This is a genomic window from Deltaproteobacteria bacterium PRO3 (assembly GCA_030263375.1).
Classification (GTDB): domain Bacteria; phylum UBA10199; class UBA10199; order DSSB01; family DSSB01; genus DSSB01.
Genome location: SZOV01000027.1, coordinates 16616 through 34807 on the forward strand (window position 1 = coordinate 16616; position 18192 = coordinate 34807).

Genomic DNA, 18192 nt, shown 5'->3' on the forward strand with positions numbered 1-18192 from the left:
CTAGAAGAAACTCATTGTAAGTAGACGGCCCCTCCCCGATCAAGGCCCATGACAGGATAGGCCCCTGGAGCGGCGATATCGCAAGAGTTTTTTCTAAGCCAAAGAGGAAAAGCGACGTCCGGCTCCGCGGGCCTTATTTAGCGCGCTTGTAGAGCATCTCCATCGAGCGAAACTCTTTGCCGTTCGCGTCCGGCATGTACATGCTGAAGGAGAACTTGTCCTTATCGAGGATCTTCCACTCGGAGCGGAAGTTCACGTTGCCCTTGATCGGACAGCTGAAGGAGCCTTGGTCGGTGATGGTCTTGGTTGCGGCGTCGTATTGGCCCTTGGCCTGGCCGATGCCGGTGGACATGCTGTCCATCCAGGTCGAGACGTATTCCTTCTTCACGTTGTCGTAACCGACGTAGCCCAGGCCGGTGAAGTCCTCGCCGCCCCAATTTCCCTTGAAGTCCTGCTTGAGGAAGCGCCCGCCCAACACCCAGCTGAAGGTGCTGGTGCCCGCGCTTTGCTGCGGCTTGTCGCCGGGCTTCATCCACGATTTGCTGGTGACCGTCCATTCGCCCTCGAAGCTCTTCAGGATTTCGTGGCCCGCGCCGGGGGTTCCGGCCTCTTTTGCCTTGGCCATCATGGCCTGCATTTCGGCGTCGGCCTGAGCCTTTTTATCCTTGTCGGTGCCCCAAGAGGGACCCGGGACGAAGAGGGTGAGTGAGAGGGCAAGAAGGGCAGCGCATCGCGCGATCGAATTCATAAGGATCCTCCGTTGGGTTAAACTCCGGTATTAATATTTAGAAACGTCTCAGGGGCAAGAAATTCCGTCAGGCATCCACCAAGACCTTGAATCCGCCGTAGACCATGCGCTTGCAATCGAAGGGCATGTTTTTCGGATCCATGGAGCAGGCGAGGCGCGGGTCTTTCATGACCTTGGCGTTGACACGGTCGCGATGGGCACGCGATTTGTAGACGATGTAGGAGAACACGACGGTCTCTCCCGGCTTGGGTTTCAACACCTTGGGGAAGGGGAGGCCGAACTTGATATTGAGGTCGTCGCCGACGCATTCTTTGTAGTCGAGGGCGCCGTGCTCGCGCCAGATTTTTCCGGCCTTGGCGGCCATGCGGCGGTAGGCCTGCAGGTTTTTCTTCGGCACTGGTAGGAGAAAACCGTCGACGTATTTCATAGGTAAACCTCCATATTATTTCTAGCTGTCAGCGTTAAAAAATTCGAACGTTTCCTTGTCATTGCGGCCTGGGCGGGGCCTCCGCAACCGCTTTCAGATCCGCCAGGCCTTTTTCGAATTGCCCCCCGATCATCTTGTCCATGTTCATGAAGAGGCCCATGGCCTTGGCCATGAAGTTGTTCTTTCCGAACATGCTCCAGGTGACGAGGGTCTTGTCGCCCTCGGGCTTGAAGGTGAATTCCGCGGTGTGGGTGGCGGCGAAGGGCTTGAGAAATTCGAGCTGGATAAGGATCCGCTCATTGGGACGGCTCTCGAGGATGGTCATGCGACCCTCGCCCACCTGGGAGTTGCCGGCCCAGGCGTAGGCCGCGCCGGCGCCGGACTGGGAGCCCGAATAGCTCTGTTTCATCGCGGGATCCAGTTTGCCCCAGGGATTCCAGGTCTCCCAGAGGCGGAAGTCGTCGACCTGGGCGAAGGCCGCCGCCGGTGGGGCGGAGACGGCCAGGCTGCGGCTGACTTTGAAGTCGGCGGGGCGCAAAGCGACGACGACCACGAAGAGGACTGCGACGACCGCGAGGACGATGAGAATTTTGGAGAGCATGGCAGGATTCTCCTTGGGCGCGCCGGGACCGCCTGAAACGCGCTGAGTTTGGGAGTCAGAATGATTATTTATTATTGTACTATATGGTACAAAAAATATTCTTATCAAGAAAAATTTGCTATTTTATACAGAATTTTTGATAAAATGATCACATTTGTTTGGTATAAAATATGCACTAAATAGTACAGTAAGAGTCTCCGGGTATGGCCGTTAAAACCGAAACACGCGACCGCATGATCCAAGCCGCCCTCGACCTTTTCCATCTTCAGGGCGTGAAGGGCACCAGCATCGACGAGGTCCTGGCGAGATCCGCCACGGGCAAGAGCCAGTTCGCGCATTATTTCAAAACCAAGGACGGATTGGTGCACGCCGTCCTGCAATATCTCCACGCGCTCATCCGCGACGGCAAGGCCGGGACGGGTTATCGAATCCGTTCTTGGGAAGATTTGGAAGGCTGGTTCGATCAGTACATCCGCTTTCAGTGGGAGGTGCATTGCGAGCGCTCCTGCCCCATGGCCACCATCGGTAACGACCTCGCGGCGGACCAAGAGCTGCTGCGCCAGGATATTCGCCTCTTTCTGGAATGGAGCGGGGGGCAGCTGGCGCGCTTCTTCGCGGAGCGCAAGGCCGCCGGCGAGCTGTCGGCCGCCGCGGATCCGGACGCCCTGGCCGCGCTCTGCCTGACCGTCATGCAGGGCGGGATGCTGCTCAGCAAGATCCGGCGGGACACGACGACCTTCGAGCGCGCGGCGGAGCAGGCGCTGGCCTACATTCGGTCGCTGCGGAAGGGGTCTTAAGTTGGGTTTGGTGGCGCGAATTTTCCCCGCCTCGGTTCCGGACCCAAAAACGCTTCTGATTTTGCAGGCTTGAAGAAAAGAAGTGCCAAAGGCAGGAATACCGACTAGCGTGGCGGACTCAGCCTTTAATCCGGGAGGGTTCCATGAAACTTCATTCTTTTTTTCGCCGAATCAGAAAACACCTGCTGCGAGGGGCGCCGGTCTTTGCAGCCGCCGCCCTCGGCCTGTCCAGCCCCGCTTTGGCACAGTTAATGGTGACCGATTTAAACGGCGGCGTCACCGCGGACGAACTGGCGCAGTCCTTGGCCGGCTCCGGCGTGACGATTTCCAATGTCACTTTCACGGGCGCGCCGCAGGCCGCGGGGTCCTTCAGCGGAGGCAACGGGATCATCGGTTTTTCCGACGGGATCATTCTCGGCTCGGGGTCGGTCAGCTCCGTGCCGGGGCCGAACGACGAAGACGGCGTCACGACGGATTTCGGCGGGCCGGGCGACGCCGACCTCGATCCGCTGACCGGCGGATTCCCGACTCAGGACGCCGCCGTCCTTGAATTCGACTTCGTCCCGCAGGGGGGATCGGTCTCCTTCCTCTACGTTTTTACCTCGGACGAATACAACGAGTTCGTCGCCTCCGAGTTCAACGACGTCTTCGCCTTTTTCGTTAACGGGACGAACTGCGCTTTGGTGGGGTCGGATCCGGTTTCGATCAACACGATCAACAACGGGAATCCCTTCGGCGTCGGTCCCTCGTCGCACCCCGAGCTCTTCATCAACAACGACTTGGAAGACGGCGGCGGTTCCATCGACACCGAGATGGATGGGCTCACCCGGGTGCTCACCTGCACCGCGACGGTCAACTCCGGCGCGACCAATCACATGAAGCTGGCCATCGCCGACGTCAGTGACGGGATCTTGGACGCCAACGTCTTCATCCAGGCGGGAAGCTTGAGCGCCTGCGAGCCTCAAGCGGAAATCTGCAACGGCCTAGACGACGACTGCGACGGCGTCGTGGACAACGGTTGCACGGGGGCCGGCGGCGCGCTGATCGAGGGCGCGGGTTGTTCCTTGAGGGCGGGCACGTCGGGCTCGGCGGGTTTAACGGTGGGGCTCTTGGCTATGGCGTCGGTTTTTTTCGCCGTCAGGCGGGCGAAGAGTCATTCATCGAACTCCGGTCGATAACGAAGAGTCACAAATTAAGCGCTGGACGACTTGGGGTATCGTAAAAATAAAAGACCCCTTGATTTCTCAAGGGGTCTTCACTCGTCCCCAAGGGGATTCGAACCCCTGCTGCCGCCGTGAAAGGGCGGTGTCCTAGGCCTCTAGACGATGGGGACAAAGGCGGTGGAGGCAAATAAACGAACTGTGAGCCGGCTGGGACTCGAACCCAGGACACCCGCCTTAAAAGGGCGGTGCTCTACCAACTGAGCTACCGGCCCGGGGACATCCCGATTTCTTTTTCGATGCCGGGCGCCGCGGTTATAACTAAAAACGCGCCGGACCTTAACCGCCTTTCGCCGCCACTGTCAAATTTTTACTTTTGGCGCAGTGCAGCGGCAAGTAGCGGGAATCACAAAATATTTCTTTGCGACTCCGCCCGCAGTCGCTACAATGCCCCCTAATATGACCGGTAGGGAGAAGTCGCTCGAGATTCAACCCGAGCTCATTCAAAACATCCATTGGGGTTTCTACAAAACTCAGGTGCTCGCCAGCGCCGTCGAGGTGGACGTCTTCACCAGCATCCACGCCGGCAACGCCACCGTCGAAAAGATCGCCCGCGGCACCGGCCTGCCGCTTCGCTCCGCCCGCATGCTGCTCGACGCCCTGGTCGGCATGGGGCTGCTCGGCAAGACCCGCGGCCTCTACAAGCTCGAGCCCGAGGCCAAGGCCTTCCTGGTGCGCGGCGAATCCAATTTCCTGGGCGCCGCCCTGCAATTCGACGACTTCAGCCGCCAGGGCTGGACCAGCCTCACCGAGGCGCTCCGCCTGGGCAGGCCCGTCGGCACCGCGCAGGCCGCCGGCGATCGCAAGGCCTTCTTCCAAGAATTGGTGAAGCGGATTTTTCCCGTCTCCTACGCCTCGGGCGTCGCGCTCTGCAAGAAGCTCGGCGTCGGCAAGACGCTGCGCGGCCAGCGCGTCCTCGACGTCGGCTGCGGCTCGGCGGCCTGGTCGATCGCCTTCGCCCTGGCCGATCCCACCACTAAAGTGGTCGGAATCGATTACCCCGAGGTCATTGAGGTCGCCCAGGGTTACGTCCAGCGCTTCCGCCTGCAGAAGAACTACGAGTTCCGGGAGGGCGATTTCCACCAGCTGCCCTTCGAGGCCGAGGGCTACGACTTGGTCATCCTCGGGCACATCTGCCATATGGAAGGGGAGGCGGCCACCCGCAAGCTGCTCAAGAAGTCCTTCGACGCCCTCAAGCCCGGCGGCAAGCTGCTCGTCGCCGAGTTCATCGCCAACGACCTGCGCACCGGGCCCGAGCTGCCCTTGCTCTTCGCCCTCAACATGCTGCTGCACACCGAGCACGGCGACGTCTTCACCGCCAAAGAGCTGAAGCGCTGGCTGAATTTCGTCGGCTTCAAGAAGGTCGCCGCCCTGGCGGTGCAGTACCCGGCCAGCGTGATGGTCGCCACCAAGTAAGCTCAACGTACCTCGGGCGGCAGGGGCCGGCCCGACATCCTTCGCAAAATGATGTTCTTTCTCCGCTGGGCTCGGCGCGTGTTGCGCGTGGTGAGGTAGGCCGGGTTCGGCAGGATCGCCGCGAGGTAGGCGGCCTCCGCGGCCGAAAGCCGGTCGGCGCCCTTTTGGAAATAATAGCGCGCGGCGTTCTCGGCCCCGTAGACCCCCGGGCCGAACTCGACGACGTTCAGGTAGAGCTCGAGGATGCGGTCCTTGCCCAGGCGCCGCTCGAGGTCGAGGGTGAGGAGGATCTCGTTGGCCTTGCGCAGGAAGTTCTTCGCCTTCGAGAAATAGAGATTCTTGACCAGCTGCATGCTGATCGTCGAGCCGCCGCGCAGTGTCTTCCGCTTTTTTTGGTTGAGCTCCCAGCTCGACTTCAGCTCCTTGAAGTCCACGCCCTCGTGCTCGAAGAAGGCGTCGTCCTCCGAGACCAGGATCGCGCGCTTCAAGTGGTCGGAGATCTCGCCCAAGGGCCGCCATTGCAAGACGACCTGCTGTCCGTTCTCCCAGGCGTGGCGACGGGTGAAGGCCGTGCCGGAAGGGTTTCGCCGGGCCAGCCAGGCGTTTTCCGCCATCCCCGAGGCCAGGACGAAGGCCTCGACGCCCAGCAGGGCCGCGAGGGCCAGCGCGAGGCCTTTCCAGGGACCGAGGGTTTTCTTGGACTTTGTCATGGCGGCGATTTACTCATATTCGTCTCTCAGATTTCTGACAAGGACTCCGCTCGATGACACGAAAACCCGCCCCCGACGCCCGCGCCCTGGCCCTGCAGATCCTCCGCGAGGTGCTCGGCGGCCGGGGCTTCGCCTCCGAGCGCCTCGACGCCCTCCTCGAGCGGCACCGTCTGGGCTCGGCCGATCGCGGCCTTTGCACCCAGCTGGTCTACGGGGTGCTGCGCGAGAAGGGCTTCCTCGACCGGGTCGTCTCCGAATACGTCTCCGCGGCCAAGACGCCCTCCGGGCTTCGGCACCTCCTGCGCCTGGCGGCCTACCAGGCGCTTTGCCTCGACAAGGTGCCGGACCACGCGGTGGTCCACGAGAGCGTCGAGCTGGCCAAGAGGCTCTTCGGCGCGCCGCCCGCTCGGATGGTCAACGCGGTCCTGCGGAAGGTGATCGCCGATCGCCAGAAACATCTTGAGGGCCGGCGCGATCCCGCCGGGGCCTTTCCCGAATGGATGCTCGAACGTTGGCGGTGCCGCTATCCGGAGGCGATCTTGGCCGCGTTGCTATCCTATTTCAACGGCATCCCTCCGGTCGGGCTACGGGCGAATCTGCAAAAAACCGATCCCGAGACGGTCGCCGGCAGGCTTCGGGAAGCCGGCCTGGAGGCCGCGCGCGTCTCGGGGACCCCGCTGTGGACGGTCCGCACCCTCGACCGCGATGCCCTGATGCCCTTGATGAAGGAGGGGGTGATTTCGATCCAGGACCCTCACTCCTACCGGGTGGCGGAGGCGGTGGCGGCCGCGCCGGGCGAAACCGGCCTCGACGCCTGCGCGGGCCACGGCGGCAAGTCTGCCGCGATCCTGGAGGCCTGTCCCGACTTGGAGCTGTGGGTCCACGAACCGGCGTCCGGACGGCTCGCCGAGCTGCGCGAGAATCTCCGCCGCCTCGGCCTGAAGACGCCCCGCGTCCTCGCCTCGGCCGCCGCCCGCCGTAACCTTGCCTTCGACTGGATCCTCGTCGACGCGCCCTGCTCGGGGATGGGCACCTTGGGCCGAAAGCCGGAGATCCGCTGGCGTCTTAAGCCCAAGGACCTCGACCGGCTCGCGGCGGGGCAGCGCGCGATCCTCGAGGAGTGGTGGCCCCGGCTGAAGCCCGGCGGGCGCCTGGTCTATGCGGTCTGCTCGCTGGAGCCGGAGGAGGGCGAGGCGCTGGTCCGCGCCTTTGCCGCCGCGCATCCCGAGGCCGAGCTCACGGCGATTCGCGAGTGGCTACCGGGCGGGGACCCGGGCGACGGATTTTTTGTCGCCAACTTGCGTCGGCGAACTTAATCATTATATGTAAGGTTGCCCTATGGCAGAGAAAGACTATTACCAGATCCTCGGCGTCTCCCCCGACGCCGGCGAGGCCGAGATCAAGAAGGCTTACCGCAAGCTCGCCAAGCAGTACCACCCCGACGTCAACAAGGGCGCCCAGGCCGCCGAGGACAAGTTCAAGGACATCTCCGCCGCCTACGACGTGCTCAGCGACAAGAAGAAGCGCGAGGAGTACGACCTGATGCGCAAGTTCGGCGGCGCGGGCGGCGGCGGTTTTCGGCCGGGCGGAGATTCCTACACCTACCGCGGGCGTCCCGGCGGCGGCTTCGACTATTCGACCTTCACCGGGCCGGACGGCGAGCAGGTCCACTACGAGTTCAACGACCTGGGCGACATCTTCGGCGACCTCTTCGGGATGGGCGGCGTCAAGGGCCGGCCGAAGGGCTTCGGCGGCAAGGGAGGGAAGGCCGGGCCGATCCGCGGCGCCGACCGCACCTACGCCATGGAGATCGACTTCCTCGACGCCGTGCGCGGCGCCACCACCAAGATCGGCCTCGACGCGGGCGGCAAGACCGAAAAAATCAACGTCAAGATCCCCGCGGGGGTCAAGACCGGCTCCAAGATACGCCTGGCGGGGAAGGGCGAGCCCTCGCCTAACCACGGCCCCTCGGGCGATCTCTACATCGAGATCAAGGTGAGGCCGCATCCTTATTTCACTCGGCAGGACGACGACATTTATTTGCAGGTGCCGATCACCCTCGAAGAGGCCGTCAACGGCGCCGCGATCGAGGTACCGACCGTCGAGGGCACCAAGCTCAAGATGAAGGTGCCCGCCGGCACGCAAAGCGGGCAGAAATTGCGCTTGAAAGGGAAGGGCGTCCCCCACCGGGACGGCTCGGGGCATGGCGACCAATACGTGGTCGTTCAGATCCAGCTCCCGCCCCACCTCGACAAGGAAAGCCGCAACTTGATCGAAGAATTCTCGAAAAGAAATCCGTACCACCCGAGGGAGAAATTATTTTAAAGGTGGCTACCGCGCGACTCGCGTGGTAAACGCCGAAAAGATTGGATTTTCTGGATTCGAAGGGAGGAAGAGAAAGCCTTGGAATCCCGAATGAACCCTAAGTCCCTCACTGCGCTGTTTTCCTTCCTAGCCGTCTCCCTAGGCACTTTATTTTTTCTGCAAACCGCTGCGGCGGCCTCCGTCGTGGAGGTCTCCGGAAAGGACCTCCCGGCCCTCCTCGGGCAGCCGGTCGCGGCGATCCGCGTCTACGCCTCCCCGGACGGAGGCGCGGCCAAGCCGATCCCCTTTCAGATCGACGAAAAGGACGCGAAGGGGCAGTGGCTGATGGACGGCCCCGCCAAGACGGTCACGGTCCTCGACCCGCAGGACGTCCTGCTCTTCCACTTAGACGACGCGGGCCTCGCGCTGCAGGGCTCGGCGCTGCCCGCCGCCGCGGCGCGGATGGAGATCGCCGCCTCGGGGAAATTCGCCTACGCCGTCGCCGAGGAAAATCCCGGTCCGAAATCGACCAAGTCCTACGTGAGCTACCAAGCCGGCCAAGACCGCGTCAGCACCGCCTTCTACGACATCGGCTTCAGCACGCGGCAGGCCTTGGTGCAGGACGTCCTGATCTTGCGCAACGGGAAGGCCCAGGCCGACGTCCTCGACCGTTTCAAGGTGCGCTTCAACCTCGCGATCAAGAACTTCTTCGACTTCAAGATCGAAGAGGGCGACGTCGAGGCGCGGGTGGTCGGCACGCGCGTGGGGCCGATCCGCGTCATTCGCCGCGTGGTCGCCACCAAGAAGCTGGGGCCGATCAACCTGATTCCGAAGTCGGTCACCGATTTTCTCTTCTACCCCAATTGGGTCGAGGTCCCGACGCGCATCCAAAACCCCATCGACGGACCGAAGTTTCTCGAGGACAAGACCCAGGGGCTGAGCGGTTACGACTTCTCCTCCGCGATTTACGGCAGCGTCCTCTACGCCAGCCAGGGCGGAACTGCGACCCTGAACGGCGTCCCCGATGCCGCGGAACAAGGTTTGGGGCAGGGGGCGGCGACTTGGTGGTCTTTGACCGGCCCCGCCGGCTCGCTGGTGGTGGGCATCCAAAACGACGGAAAGCTGGAGGCGCTGGGCATCAAGCCCGCGCTCCGCGTGATCGACAACGCCAAGCAAGGCGCGCCGCCGGAGGGCGAGACCGGACAGAGCTTGGTCGGCTTCGATCTTCCCTATCACAAGATCCCCAAGGGCTCATTTCTCATCCAGGTGAAGCAGGTCTTTCCCTGGCGCTTCGAGCACGGCCGCGAGACCGCCTATCTGGAAGCGGCGAAATCGGTATCCGCCGAGGCGGTCCGGGCCTTATAATGCCGGGCATGCTGCCGAAAATTTTCTCCGGAGTTTCCGTCATCGATTTTTCCCGGCTCCTGCCGGGGCCCTTCGCCACGCGCCTCTTGCAAAAGATGGGCGCCGAGGTCCACTGCGTCGTACCGCCCAAGGGCGACGCTCTGCTGGGCGACTACACGCCGTTCCACGCCTTGCGCGAGGGGAAGGAGATGCACCCGCTGGATCTCAAGCGGGCCGAGGATTTGGAGCAGGCGCGGGCCTTGATCCGGCGCTCGCCCATCCTGCTGGAGGGCTTCCGGCCGGGCGCCATGGACAAGTTGCAGCTCGGTTTTGCCGAGGCGGCGCGCCTACGGCCCGACATCGTCTATGCCAGCCTGATCGGCTACCCGCCCGATCACCCCAAACACCGCCTCGGCGGACACGACCTTAATTTCCTCGTCGACTCCGGCTTCTACAGCCTGCTCTACGACGACGCCTCCCGCGAGATCCCCACCTTGCAGATCGCCGACGTGGTCGGGGGTTTTTACGCGGCCTTCCAGATCCTCGTCGCCTGGATCCGCCGCCTGCAGGACTCCGCGCCGCAGCACCTGCAAATTTCGGTGGTCGAGGGTCTGGAGCATCTTTGGAGCTACCTCGCCCACGAGAGCGCCACGGGGCTCATACCTTTGCTGACGGGGAGCCTGGCGCGTTACCGGATCTACCGGACCCGCGACGGGGCCCGCCTCGCCGTGGCGGGGCTGGAGCCGAAATTTCACGAGGCCTTGCTGCAAGCCTTGGGTTTGGAGGCGAGGGCGGGGGAGGAAGAAGAGGCGCTGGCGGCGAGGATCCAAGACGTCTTGGCCCAGCGCGACGCGGCGGAATGGCAAGAACGTTTTCGCGACCTCGACGCCTGCCTGAGTTTCATTCCCGGACGCGCCGAGGTCTTGGCCAGGCGCGGTTCCTAGCCCGGTCTAATCGAAAAAGACCTCGCCGATCCGGTAGGTCTCGGGGTCCACGGTCTTCAGCTTCTTGGCGACTTGGTTCAGCGGAACGGAGGCGATGTCGTGCCCCTGCAGGGCGACCATGCGGCCGCTCTTTCCTTGCAGCAGCAATTCCACCGCCGCCACGCCGAGCCGGGTGGCCAGGACGCGGTCATAGGCCGTGGGGCTGCCGCCGCGCTGAATGTAGCCTAAGACCGTGGAGCGGATCTCCGCGGAGAGCGACCGGCGCAGCTCTCCCTCCAGCAGGCCGGCGATGCCGCCCAGCTTCAAGGTCCCGTACTCGTCGCGGTGCACGGGGGTGTGGAGCAGGGCCGGCGGATTTTGCTCGATATCCAGCAGGATCTTCGCGTCCTCGCTGACCACGATGATGCTGAAGCGCTTGCCGATCTTTTGGCGCCGTTCGAGGATTTCCATCAGGCGGCTCATTCGGAAGGGCTGCTCGGGGATGAGGATGGCGTCCGCGCCGCCGGCGATGCCGGAGTAGGTCGCGATCCAGCCCGCGTGCCGGCCCATCACCTCGACGATCATGATCCGGTTGTGCGACTCGGCGTTGGTGTGCAGGCGGTCGATGGCCTCCATGGCGATGTTCACCGCGGTGTCGAAGCCGAAGGTGAAGTCCGTCCCCCAGACGTCGTTGTCGATGGTCTTCGGGACCCCGATCACCTTGACGCCCAGCTTATGCAGCTCGTGGGAAAAACGCATCGTGCCCTCGCCGCCGATGTTGACGATCGCGTCGATGCGATGCCGTTGCAGGTTTTTTTTGATCCGTCCGATGCCGCCGTCTTCCTTGAGGGGATTGTAGCGCGAGGTGCCGAGGATGGTGCCCCCGCGCGAGATGATGCCCGCAACGTCGATGGGCTTGAGCGGGCGGATTTGGTCCTCGTAGAGGCCCTTGAAGCCCTCGTAGATGCCGAAGACCTGGACGCCGTCGCCCTCGGCCCGCTTGACCACGGCGCGGATCGCGGCATTGAGGCCGGGGCAGTCGCCGCCGCCGGTGATGACCCCGATGGCCCGGACCCGGGCCTTTTTTTGTTTGGTTTTCCGAGCGGCTCCGCTAAGGTTTTTCCGCATATGAAGATCGCCCTAGCCCAGATTAACACGACTATCGGAGATTTCGAAGGAAACTTACGCCGGGTCCTCGAGGCCCTGCGGGCGGCCGGGGCCAAGGGCGCCGAGCTTGCGGTCTTTCCCGAAATGACCCTGACGGGCTACCCCCCCAAAGACCTGCTGGAGCGGCCCGATTTCATCGAGGCCAACCTGCGCGCCTTGAAAGACCTGACCCAGAAGGCCCGGGGCCCGGCCTGCCTGGTGGGCTTCGTCGACCGTCGCGACGCACCGCAGGGCAAGCCCTTGGCCAACGCCGCCGCCCTGATCGCGGACCGCAAGATCCTGGCGGTGAAGCACAAGATCCTGCTCCCGACCTACGACGTCTTCGACGAGGGGCGCTATTTCGAGCCCGGGCACGAGTCTCCCGTCTTCGGTTTCGGCGACAGGCGCCTGGGCGTCAGCATCTGCGAGGACATCTGGAACGACCGCGCCTATTGGGGGCGTTCCCAATACCCGGTCGATCCGGTCCTCGAGCAGGCCCGCGCCGGGGCCGAGCTGCTCATCAATATCTCCGCCTCTCCCTATTCGCGCGGAAAGGAAAAATTGCGGCGCGACCTCCTGCAGCGCCAGGCCCTGCGCTACCGCGTGCCCCTGGTCTACGTGAACCTGGTCGGCGGCAACGACGACCTGGTCTTCGACGGCCAATCCCTGGTCTTGAGCGCCGAGGGCAAGGTGCTGAAGCAGCTCAAGGCCTTCGCGGAGGACCTCCAGGTCGTCGACCTGGCGCGGCTTAAGCCGATTCCGCTTCCCAAGCACTCCGAAGAGGCCCTGGTCCTGGACGCGCTCGTCTTGGGCCTGCGCGATTACATGCGGAAGTGCGGCTTCCAGAAGGCGGTGATCGGCCTCTCCGGCGGCATCGACAGCGCGCTCACCGCCTGGATCGCGGTGCGGGCTCTGGGCGCGAAGAACGTCCTCGGCGTCAGCCTGCCCTCGGAGTTCTCCAGCCGGGGGAGCTTAAGCGACGCGAGGTCCCTGGCGAAGGCGCTCAAGATCGAATACCGCGTCTACCCGATCGCGCCGCTCTACGAGCAATTCAAAGGCACCCTGAAATTCGACGGGCGCGCCAAGGTCGACACGGCCCTGCAAAATATCCAGGCCCGCATCCGCGGCAACATCCTGATGGCGCTCAGCAACCGGGAGGGGAGGCTCCTGCTCAGCACGGGCAACAAGTCCGAGCTCTCGGTCGGCTACTGCACCCTCTACGGCGACATGGCGGGGGGCTTCGCGGTGATCTCCGACGTGCCGAAGATGCTCGTCTACCGGCTGGCGCGACTCGCCAACCGCATCCAGCCGGCCATCCCCCGCGCCACCTTCACCAAGCCGCCCTCCGCCGAGCTGGCCCCGGGGCAGAAGGACCAGGACGACCTCCCGCCCTACGAGATCCTCGACGGCATCCTCGAGCGCTACATCGAGCGGCGGATGAGCCCCGAGGCCATCGTCGCCGACGGTTTTTCGAAAAAGACGGTGGCCGAGGTCCTGCGCCGCCTCGACGCCAACGAGTACAAGCGCCAGCAAGCGGCGCCCGGGATCCGCGTGACCGGCAAGGCCTTCGGCTACGGCTGGCGCATGCCCATCTCCAGCCGCTACCGGGTGAAGCTGTGAAGGGAAAACTTTACCTTGTTGCCACACCCATCGGAAATCTCAAGGATATCACCTTGCGCGCCCTCGAGACCCTGAAGGCGGTCGACCTGATCGCCTGCGAGGACACGCGCCACAGCCTGAAGCTGCTTCAGGCCTACGAGATCCAAAAGCCCTTGCTCAGCCTGCACGAGCACAACGAGGCCCGACGCGCCGCCGGATTGGTCGAAAGGCTGAACGAGGGCCGATCGGTGGCCCTGATCAGCGACGCGGGCACGCCCCTGATCTCCGACCCCGGCTATCGCTTGGTGGGCGCGGTGCTCGCGGCCGGTTTCGAGGTCGAGGCCGTCCCCGGGCCCTGCGCGGCCGTCAACGCCCTGGTTGCGAGCGGCCTGCCGACCGACGCCTTTTATTTCGTCGGCTTTCTTCCACCCAAGAGCGCCGCGCGGCGCCGGCGCTTCGAGGCCTTGAAGGAATTTCCCTCGACCCTGATCTTTTACGAGTCTCCGCATCGCATCCAAAAGTTCCTCGCCGAGGCCTTTGAAATTTTCGGTCCGCGCCCGGCGGTGCTGGCCCGCGAGATGACGAAGAAATTCGAGGAGTTTTACCGGGGGCCCCTGGTTTCCGACCCGAAGACCCTGCCGCTGCGCTCCTGGAAGGGGGAATTCGTGGTCCTGCTCGCCGGTGCCGGCGGGGCCTGAACCGAGGTTCGGTTAGGCCGGATTCTTTATAAATTCCTACTAGTTAAATAGCACTTGCCAGGTTTCTGAGGGCCGTGTTAAGGGCAGGGCGCTTTTGCGGCGGTTTTTTTGCCGCGGCCCCGGTGGTTGGCTATCTTCGTCGAGTGGGCTAGGATTTTTCCTCTCCCGCTTTTTTTTTGCTTAAATTTCCCCCGGGGACGGGCGGACGGCTGCAAAAGGCCCGGTATTTCATGGATCGCGAACAAAACAGCGTGTGGAGATTGGCGGAGCCCTTGGCCCAGAGCATGGGCTACGAGTTGCTCCGAGTCGAAAGCGGCGTCGAGCACCGCGATAAGGTGTGGCGGCTTTACATCGACAAGCCGGGCGGCGTGACGATCGACGACTGCCAAAGCTTCAGCCAGGCGCTGGGGCCGATCCTAGAGGTCGAGGCCGAGCTGCAGGGGAGCTATCATCTCGAGATCTCCTCGCCGGGCTTGGATCGCCCCTTAAACAAACTGGAGCACTTCTCGGCCCAGCTCGGGAACATCGTCCAGGTGACGACCGAGGAGCCGATCGAGGGCCGCCGCCACTTCAAGGGGCCGCTGCTGAAGGCCGAAGGCGAGGGCGCCGCGGCGGCGATCGAGGTCGAGATCGACAAGCAGGCGTTCCGGATCGAGCTGGTCCGGATCAAGAAAGCGAATTTGGATTACTTCGCCTCCGAAGCGAGGCGGGCGGAGGGCGCCGCCTCCGGAAAAAGAAAAAAATAGGCGTGATTTTTCAGTTAAGGAGAAGCGTGCATGCCACCCCGTACCCCGCGTAAGCGAAAAACCGCGAAAGAAAACGTCAAGTCGATGTTCATCAACCTGAACGCGGTGCTCGACCAGGTCAAGCGCGACAAGGGCATTCCCAAGGAGATTTTGGTCGACGCCATCGAGACCGCCATGGTCTCCGCGGCCCGCAAAAAGTACGGCCACGACGCCGTCCTCGAGGCGCAGTACAACGAAGAGTTGGGCGAGGTCGAGCTGTTCCAATTCCGCACCGTCGCCGAAACCATCGAGAATCCCGCCCTGCAGATCACCCTGGACGAGGCCGTCAAGCTCGACCCCGAGGCGCAGGTCGGCGACGAGCTGGGTGAAAAGCTCGATTCCTATCAGTTCGGCCGCATCGCCGCGCAGACCGCCAAGCAGGTCATCATCCAGAAGATCCGCGAGGCCGAAAGCGACATCATCTACAACGAATACAAAGACCGCGTCGGCGAGCTGATCACCGGCATCGTGCGCCGCTTCGAAAAGGGCACCATGGTCGTCGACCTGGGCCGCACCGAGGCGATCATCCCGGTCTCCGAGCAGGTCCCCTCCGAGACCTACAAGACCGGCGAGCGCATCCAGGCCTATTTCCTCGAGCTGCGCAAGGGCTTGAAGGGCCCGCAGCTGATCCTGTCGCGGCGCAGCCCGGCGCTGATCCGCTCGCTCTTCGCGATGGAGGTTCCCGAGATCAACGAGGGCATCGTCGAGATCAAGAACGTCGCCCGCGAGGTCGGAAGCCGCGCCAAGGTCGCCGTTTACTCCAAGGACAGCGACGTCGATCCGGTCGGCGCCTGCGTCGGCATGAAGGGCAGCCGCGTCCAATCGGTGGTCCAAGAGCTGCGCGGCGAGAAGATCGACATCGTCACCTGGGACGAAGACCCCGCCCGCTTCGTCTGCAATGCCATCGCCCCGGCCGAGGTCGCCAAGGTCATCATCCACGAGAAGGACCATTCGATGGAGATTATCGTCCCCGACGACCAGCTCTCGCTGGCGATCGGCCGGCGCGGCCAGAACGTCCGCCTGGCCGCCCAGTTGACCGGCTGGAACATCGACATCTACAGCGAGACCAAGCACGACGAGATGACCAAGCGGGCCAAGACCGCGCTGGTCGTCGACTTGGGCATCGAGGACAGCATGTCGAGCATCTTTTACAGCCATGCCTTCCGCACCACCAAAGAGATCGCCGACACGCCGCTCGAAGAGTTCCTCACGCTGCCCGGCATCAACCAGGACCGCCTCAAAGAGATCCACCAGCGCGCGGTCGACACCATGGCCATGCCGGTGGAAGAGCGCCCCAGCGAGATCTTCCTCCGCGAGGAGGCGCGCAAGGCCGAGGAAGAGCGCCGCCGCGTCGAGGCCGAGCTGAAGGCCCAGGCCGAAGCCCGCGCCGCCGCCGAGGCCCAGGCCGCCCAGGAGGCCGCCGCGGCCGCCGAAAAACCGGCCGAGCCCGAGGTCCCGGAGAGCTCTACGGAGGCGAATTGATTTTTCAACGCGGCCTTCGGGCCGTGTTAAGCCAAGTTAATTTGTATTAGGATCTTCACTATGGAAAACAAACAAGGCGTCGTCGAAAAACGCATCAAGCCCGGCGTCATCCGCCGTCGCGCCAAGGCCACCGAGCCCGAGGCTCCGCCGCCCGCCGAGGCGGCGCCCGAGGCGCCCGTAGCCGAAGCCCCCGCGGCGCCCGCCGCTCCCGAGGCCGCCGCTCCGGCGCCCGCGAGCGCCGAGCCCCCCGCGGTCGAGGCGAAGGCCAAGGCCCCCGAGGCGACCGTCGCCGCGAAGCCGGCGCCGAAGGCCAAGGCCCCCGAACCCGCCGCTCCCGAGGCCAAGAAGCCCGCGTCGGCAAAACCCGCCGAGATGGTGATCCGCGCCAAGGAGGACGAGCCCAAGGTGGTCGGCCCCCGAGCGCTGCCCGAAGGGCCTCCCGTCGGCACCATCATCCAGCTGCCGCACATGAAGCGGAAGGCCGAGGGTCCGTCTTTCGGACCCGCCGCCGGCGTCGCGCCCGCGACCCCCGCCGAGGGACCCGAAGACGAAGAGAGCAAAAAACTGCGCGTCAACAAGAAGGGCGGCAAGAAGACCAAGCTCGAGGAAGACGAGTTGGGCATCGACGGCATCGGACGCGTCAGCACGCTTTCCCAGATCGCGCGCATCTCGACCCACAACACCGCCGACCGCGTCTTCCAGCCGGTGCGCTCCGCCAAGCGGCGCCGCACCAAGTCGCGGGTCCCCGGCAAGAAGACCGAGTCGACCCTGCCGAAGGCGATCAAGCGCGTCGTCAAGATGGGCGAGACCATTTCCGTCTCCGACCTGGCTCAGCAGCTGGGCGTCAAGGGCGGCGAGCTGATCAAGAAGCTCATGGGGATGGGGACGATGGCCACGCTCAATCAGGCCCTCGACTTCGACACCGCCACGCTGCTCGCGCAAGATTATCAGTGGGAAGTCCGCAAAACGAGCTTCGAGGAAGAGAACGTCCTCAAGACCGAGGAAGACAAGCCCGAAGCCATGGTCACCCGCGCGCCGGTCGTCACCGTCATGGGCCACGTCGACCACGGCAAGACCTCGCTGCTCGACGCCATCCGCTCGACTCAGGTCGCCAGCGGCGAACACGGCGGCATCACCCAGCATATCGGCGCCTACCGCGTCCGCCTGGGGCAGGGCAGGGAGCTCACCTTCCTCGACACCCCCGGCCACGAGGCCTTCACCTCAATGCGCGCCCGCGGCGCCTCGGTCACCGACATCGTCGTCCTGGTGGTCGCCGCCGACGACGGCGTGATGCCGCAGACCCTCGAGGCCATCCACCACGCCAAGGCGGCCGAGGTCCCGATTATCGTCGCGGTCAACAAGATCGACAAGCCCGAGGCCAAGCCCGACAACGTCAAGCGCCAGCTCTCCGAGCACGGTCTACTGGCCGAGGACTGGGGCGGCGACATCCTCTTCGTCCACGTCTCCGCCAAGACCAAGCAGGGCATCGAAGAACTGCTGGAATCCATCTTCCTGCAGACCGAGATGCTCGAGCTGAAGGCCAACCCCGCCAAGCTCGCCAAGGGGGTCATCATCGAGGCCCGCCTCGCGAAGGCGCGGGGGCCCGTCGTCCCCTCCCTCATCCAAGAAGGCACCCTGCACGCGGGCGACGTCGTCGTCGCCGGCCAGCACTTCGGCAAGGTTCGGGCCATGACCAACGACCGCGGCGAAAACGTGACCGAGGCCGGCCCCGGCGTCCCCGTCGAGGTCTTGGGGCTCGACGGCGTGCCCCAGGCCAGCGACGTGATCCAGGCCTTGGCCGACGAGAAGAGCGCCAAGCAGGTTGCCGAGCACCGCCAGATGAAGGCCCGCGAGCAGAAGATCACCGCCCCCAGCAAGATGAGCCTCGAGGACCTCTTCACCAAGCTGAAGAGCGGCGAGGCCAAAGAGCTCTCGCTGATCCTCAAGGCCGACGTGCAGGGCTCCAGCGCGGCGCTGCAGGCCTCCCTCGAG

General features: G+C 64.0%; 18 protein-coding genes and 2 tRNA genes. 12 read left to right on the top strand and 8 right to left on the bottom strand.

Annotated features, from left to right (window positions below):
* Positions 1-133: 133 nt before the first annotated feature.
* The 3 genes from FBR05_06155 to FBR05_06165 form a co-directional block, all read right to left on the bottom strand.
* On the bottom strand, positions 134-748 hold the full coding sequence (locus FBR05_06155) for a DUF1579 domain-containing protein (GenBank protein ID MDL1871771.1): 615 nt from the start codon (positions 746-748) through the stop codon (positions 134-136).
* Between the two features lie 67 nt (positions 749-815).
* On the bottom strand, positions 816-1175 hold the full coding sequence (locus FBR05_06160; protein MDL1871772.1) for a DUF1428 domain-containing protein: 360 nt from the start codon (positions 1173-1175) through the stop codon (positions 816-818).
* A 58-nt stretch (positions 1176-1233) separates the two neighbouring features.
* Positions 1234-1776 (bottom strand): polyketide cyclase, encoded by a 543-nt coding sequence (locus FBR05_06165; GenBank protein ID MDL1871773.1) that lies wholly within the window; start codon positions 1774-1776, stop codon positions 1234-1236.
* 203 nt (positions 1777-1979) lie between these two features.
* Here FBR05_06165 and FBR05_06170 point away from each other — a divergent pair, with 203 nt between their 5' ends.
* Together FBR05_06170 and FBR05_06175 are read left to right on the top strand one after the other, a co-directional pair.
* Positions 1980-2573, top strand: coding sequence for a TetR/AcrR family transcriptional regulator (locus tag FBR05_06170; protein MDL1871774.1), 594 nt, complete (start codon positions 1980-1982; stop codon positions 2571-2573).
* Positions 2574-2824: 251 nt separating this feature from the next.
* Positions 2825-3751: a PEP-CTERM sorting domain-containing protein gene (locus tag FBR05_06175; protein MDL1871775.1), complete on the top strand. Its 927-nt coding sequence runs from the start codon at positions 2825-2827 to the stop codon at positions 3749-3751.
* Between the two features lie 82 nt (positions 3752-3833).
* Here FBR05_06175 and FBR05_06180 read toward each other — a convergent pair.
* Positions 3834-3906, bottom strand: a tRNA-Glu gene (locus FBR05_06180).
* Between the two features lie 29 nt (positions 3907-3935).
* Positions 3936-4008, bottom strand: a tRNA-Lys gene (locus FBR05_06185).
* A 172-nt stretch (positions 4009-4180) separates the two neighbouring features.
* Between FBR05_06185 and FBR05_06190 the strand changes: the two genes are divergently transcribed.
* Positions 4181-5209 (top strand): methyltransferase domain-containing protein, encoded by a 1029-nt coding sequence (locus FBR05_06190; protein ID MDL1871776.1) that lies wholly within the window; start codon positions 4181-4183, stop codon positions 5207-5209.
* A gap of 2 nt (positions 5210-5211) precedes the next feature.
* Here the strand turns inward: FBR05_06190 and mtgA are convergent, their stop codons facing one another.
* Positions 5212-5919: a monofunctional biosynthetic peptidoglycan transglycosylase gene (mtgA, locus tag FBR05_06195; GenBank protein ID MDL1871777.1), complete on the bottom strand. Its 708-nt coding sequence runs from the start codon at positions 5917-5919 to the stop codon at positions 5212-5214.
* 53 nt (positions 5920-5972) lie between these two features.
* Between mtgA and FBR05_06200 the strand changes: the two genes are divergently transcribed.
* The 4 genes from FBR05_06200 to FBR05_06215 all read left to right on the top strand — a co-directional run bounded on the left by FBR05_06200 (position 5973) and on the right by FBR05_06215 (position 10511).
* A complete protein-coding gene (locus tag FBR05_06200) occupies positions 5973-7235 on the top strand; it encodes a hypothetical protein (GenBank protein ID MDL1871778.1) in 1263 nt (420 codons plus the stop codon).
* Between the two features lie 22 nt (positions 7236-7257).
* Positions 7258-8244, top strand: a complete 987-nt coding sequence (locus FBR05_06205) for a J domain-containing protein (GenBank protein ID MDL1871779.1) — start codon at positions 7258-7260, stop codon at positions 8242-8244.
* Positions 8245-8334: 90 nt separating this feature from the next.
* Positions 8335-9588 (top strand): hypothetical protein, encoded by a 1254-nt coding sequence (locus tag FBR05_06210; protein MDL1871780.1) that lies wholly within the window; start codon positions 8335-8337, stop codon positions 9586-9588.
* Positions 9588-10511: a hypothetical protein gene (locus tag FBR05_06215; GenBank protein ID MDL1871781.1), complete on the top strand. Its 924-nt coding sequence runs from the start codon at positions 9588-9590 to the stop codon at positions 10509-10511. The genes FBR05_06210 and FBR05_06215 overlap by 1 nt, the downstream gene beginning before the upstream one ends.
* 6 nt (positions 10512-10517) lie before the next feature.
* Here the strand turns inward: FBR05_06215 and FBR05_06220 are convergent, their stop codons facing one another.
* Positions 10518-11618 (bottom strand): 6-phosphofructokinase, encoded by a 1101-nt coding sequence (locus FBR05_06220; GenBank protein MDL1871782.1) that lies wholly within the window; start codon positions 11616-11618, stop codon positions 10518-10520.
* Here FBR05_06220 and FBR05_06225 point away from each other — a divergent pair, their 5' ends adjacent.
* From FBR05_06225 to nusA, 4 genes are all read left to right on the top strand, one after another.
* Positions 11619-13256, top strand: coding sequence for an NAD+ synthase (locus tag FBR05_06225; GenBank protein ID MDL1871783.1), 1638 nt, complete (start codon positions 11619-11621; stop codon positions 13254-13256).
* Positions 13253-13933, top strand: coding sequence for a 16S rRNA (cytidine(1402)-2'-O)-methyltransferase (gene rsmI, locus FBR05_06230; protein MDL1871784.1), 681 nt, complete (start codon positions 13253-13255; stop codon positions 13931-13933). The genes FBR05_06225 and rsmI overlap by 4 nt, the downstream gene beginning before the upstream one ends.
* Positions 13934-14163: 230 nt before the next feature.
* On the top strand, positions 14164-14679 hold the full coding sequence (locus FBR05_06235) for a ribosome maturation factor RimP (GenBank protein MDL1871785.1): 516 nt from the start codon (positions 14164-14166) through the stop codon (positions 14677-14679).
* A gap of 84 nt (positions 14680-14763) precedes the next feature.
* On the top strand, positions 14764-16200 hold the full coding sequence (nusA, locus tag FBR05_06240) for a transcription termination/antitermination protein NusA (protein MDL1871786.1): 1437 nt from the start codon (positions 14764-14766) through the stop codon (positions 16198-16200).
* Positions 16201-16306: 106 nt separating this feature from the next.
* On the opposite strand, the gene FBR05_06245 is transcribed toward nusA, so the two are convergent.
* Positions 16307-16561: a hypothetical protein gene (locus tag FBR05_06245; GenBank protein ID MDL1871787.1), complete on the bottom strand. Its 255-nt coding sequence runs from the start codon at positions 16559-16561 to the stop codon at positions 16307-16309.
* A gap of 11 nt (positions 16562-16572) precedes the next feature.
* On the opposite strand from FBR05_06245, the gene infB reads away from it, so the two are divergent.
* Positions 16573-18192 (top strand): translation initiation factor IF-2 (infB, locus tag FBR05_06250; GenBank protein MDL1871788.1); only part of this gene is annotated, 1620 nt, incomplete at its 3' end.

Coding starts and splice junctions, on each gene's coding strand:
- mtgA (MDL1871777.1), bottom strand. CDS start 5,919: ATGACAAAGTCCAAGAAAACCCTCGGTCCCTGGAAAGGCCTCGCGCTG.
- FBR05_06205 (MDL1871779.1), top strand. CDS start 7,258: ATGGCAGAGAAAGACTATTACCAGATCCTCGGCGTCTCCCCCGACGCC.
- FBR05_06210 (MDL1871780.1), top strand. CDS start 8,335: ATGAACCCTAAGTCCCTCACTGCGCTGTTTTCCTTCCTAGCCGTCTCC.
- FBR05_06190 (MDL1871776.1), top strand. CDS start 4,181: ATGCCCCCTAATATGACCGGTAGGGAGAAGTCGCTCGAGATTCAACCC.
- FBR05_06175 (MDL1871775.1), top strand. CDS start 2,825: ATGGTGACCGATTTAAACGGCGGCGTCACCGCGGACGAACTGGCGCAG.
- FBR05_06225 (MDL1871783.1), top strand. CDS start 11,619: ATGAAGATCGCCCTAGCCCAGATTAACACGACTATCGGAGATTTCGAA.
- FBR05_06160 (MDL1871772.1), bottom strand. CDS start 1,175: ATGAAATACGTCGACGGTTTTCTCCTACCAGTGCCGAAGAAAAACCTG.
- FBR05_06235 (MDL1871785.1), top strand. CDS start 14,164: ATGGATCGCGAACAAAACAGCGTGTGGAGATTGGCGGAGCCCTTGGCC.
- FBR05_06165 (MDL1871773.1), bottom strand. CDS start 1,776: ATGCTCTCCAAAATTCTCATCGTCCTCGCGGTCGTCGCAGTCCTCTTC.
- FBR05_06220 (MDL1871782.1), bottom strand. CDS start 11,618: ATGCGGAAAAACCTTAGCGGAGCCGCTCGGAAAACCAAACAAAAAAAG.
- FBR05_06215 (MDL1871781.1), top strand. CDS start 9,588: ATGCCGGGCATGCTGCCGAAAATTTTCTCCGGAGTTTCCGTCATCGAT.
- FBR05_06200 (MDL1871778.1), top strand. CDS start 5,973: ATGACACGAAAACCCGCCCCCGACGCCCGCGCCCTGGCCCTGCAGATC.
- FBR05_06155 (MDL1871771.1), bottom strand. CDS start 748: ATGAATTCGATCGCGCGATGCGCTGCCCTTCTTGCCCTCTCACTCACC.
- FBR05_06170 (MDL1871774.1), top strand. CDS start 1,980: ATGGCCGTTAAAACCGAAACACGCGACCGCATGATCCAAGCCGCCCTC.
- nusA (MDL1871786.1), top strand. CDS start 14,764: ATGTTCATCAACCTGAACGCGGTGCTCGACCAGGTCAAGCGCGACAAG.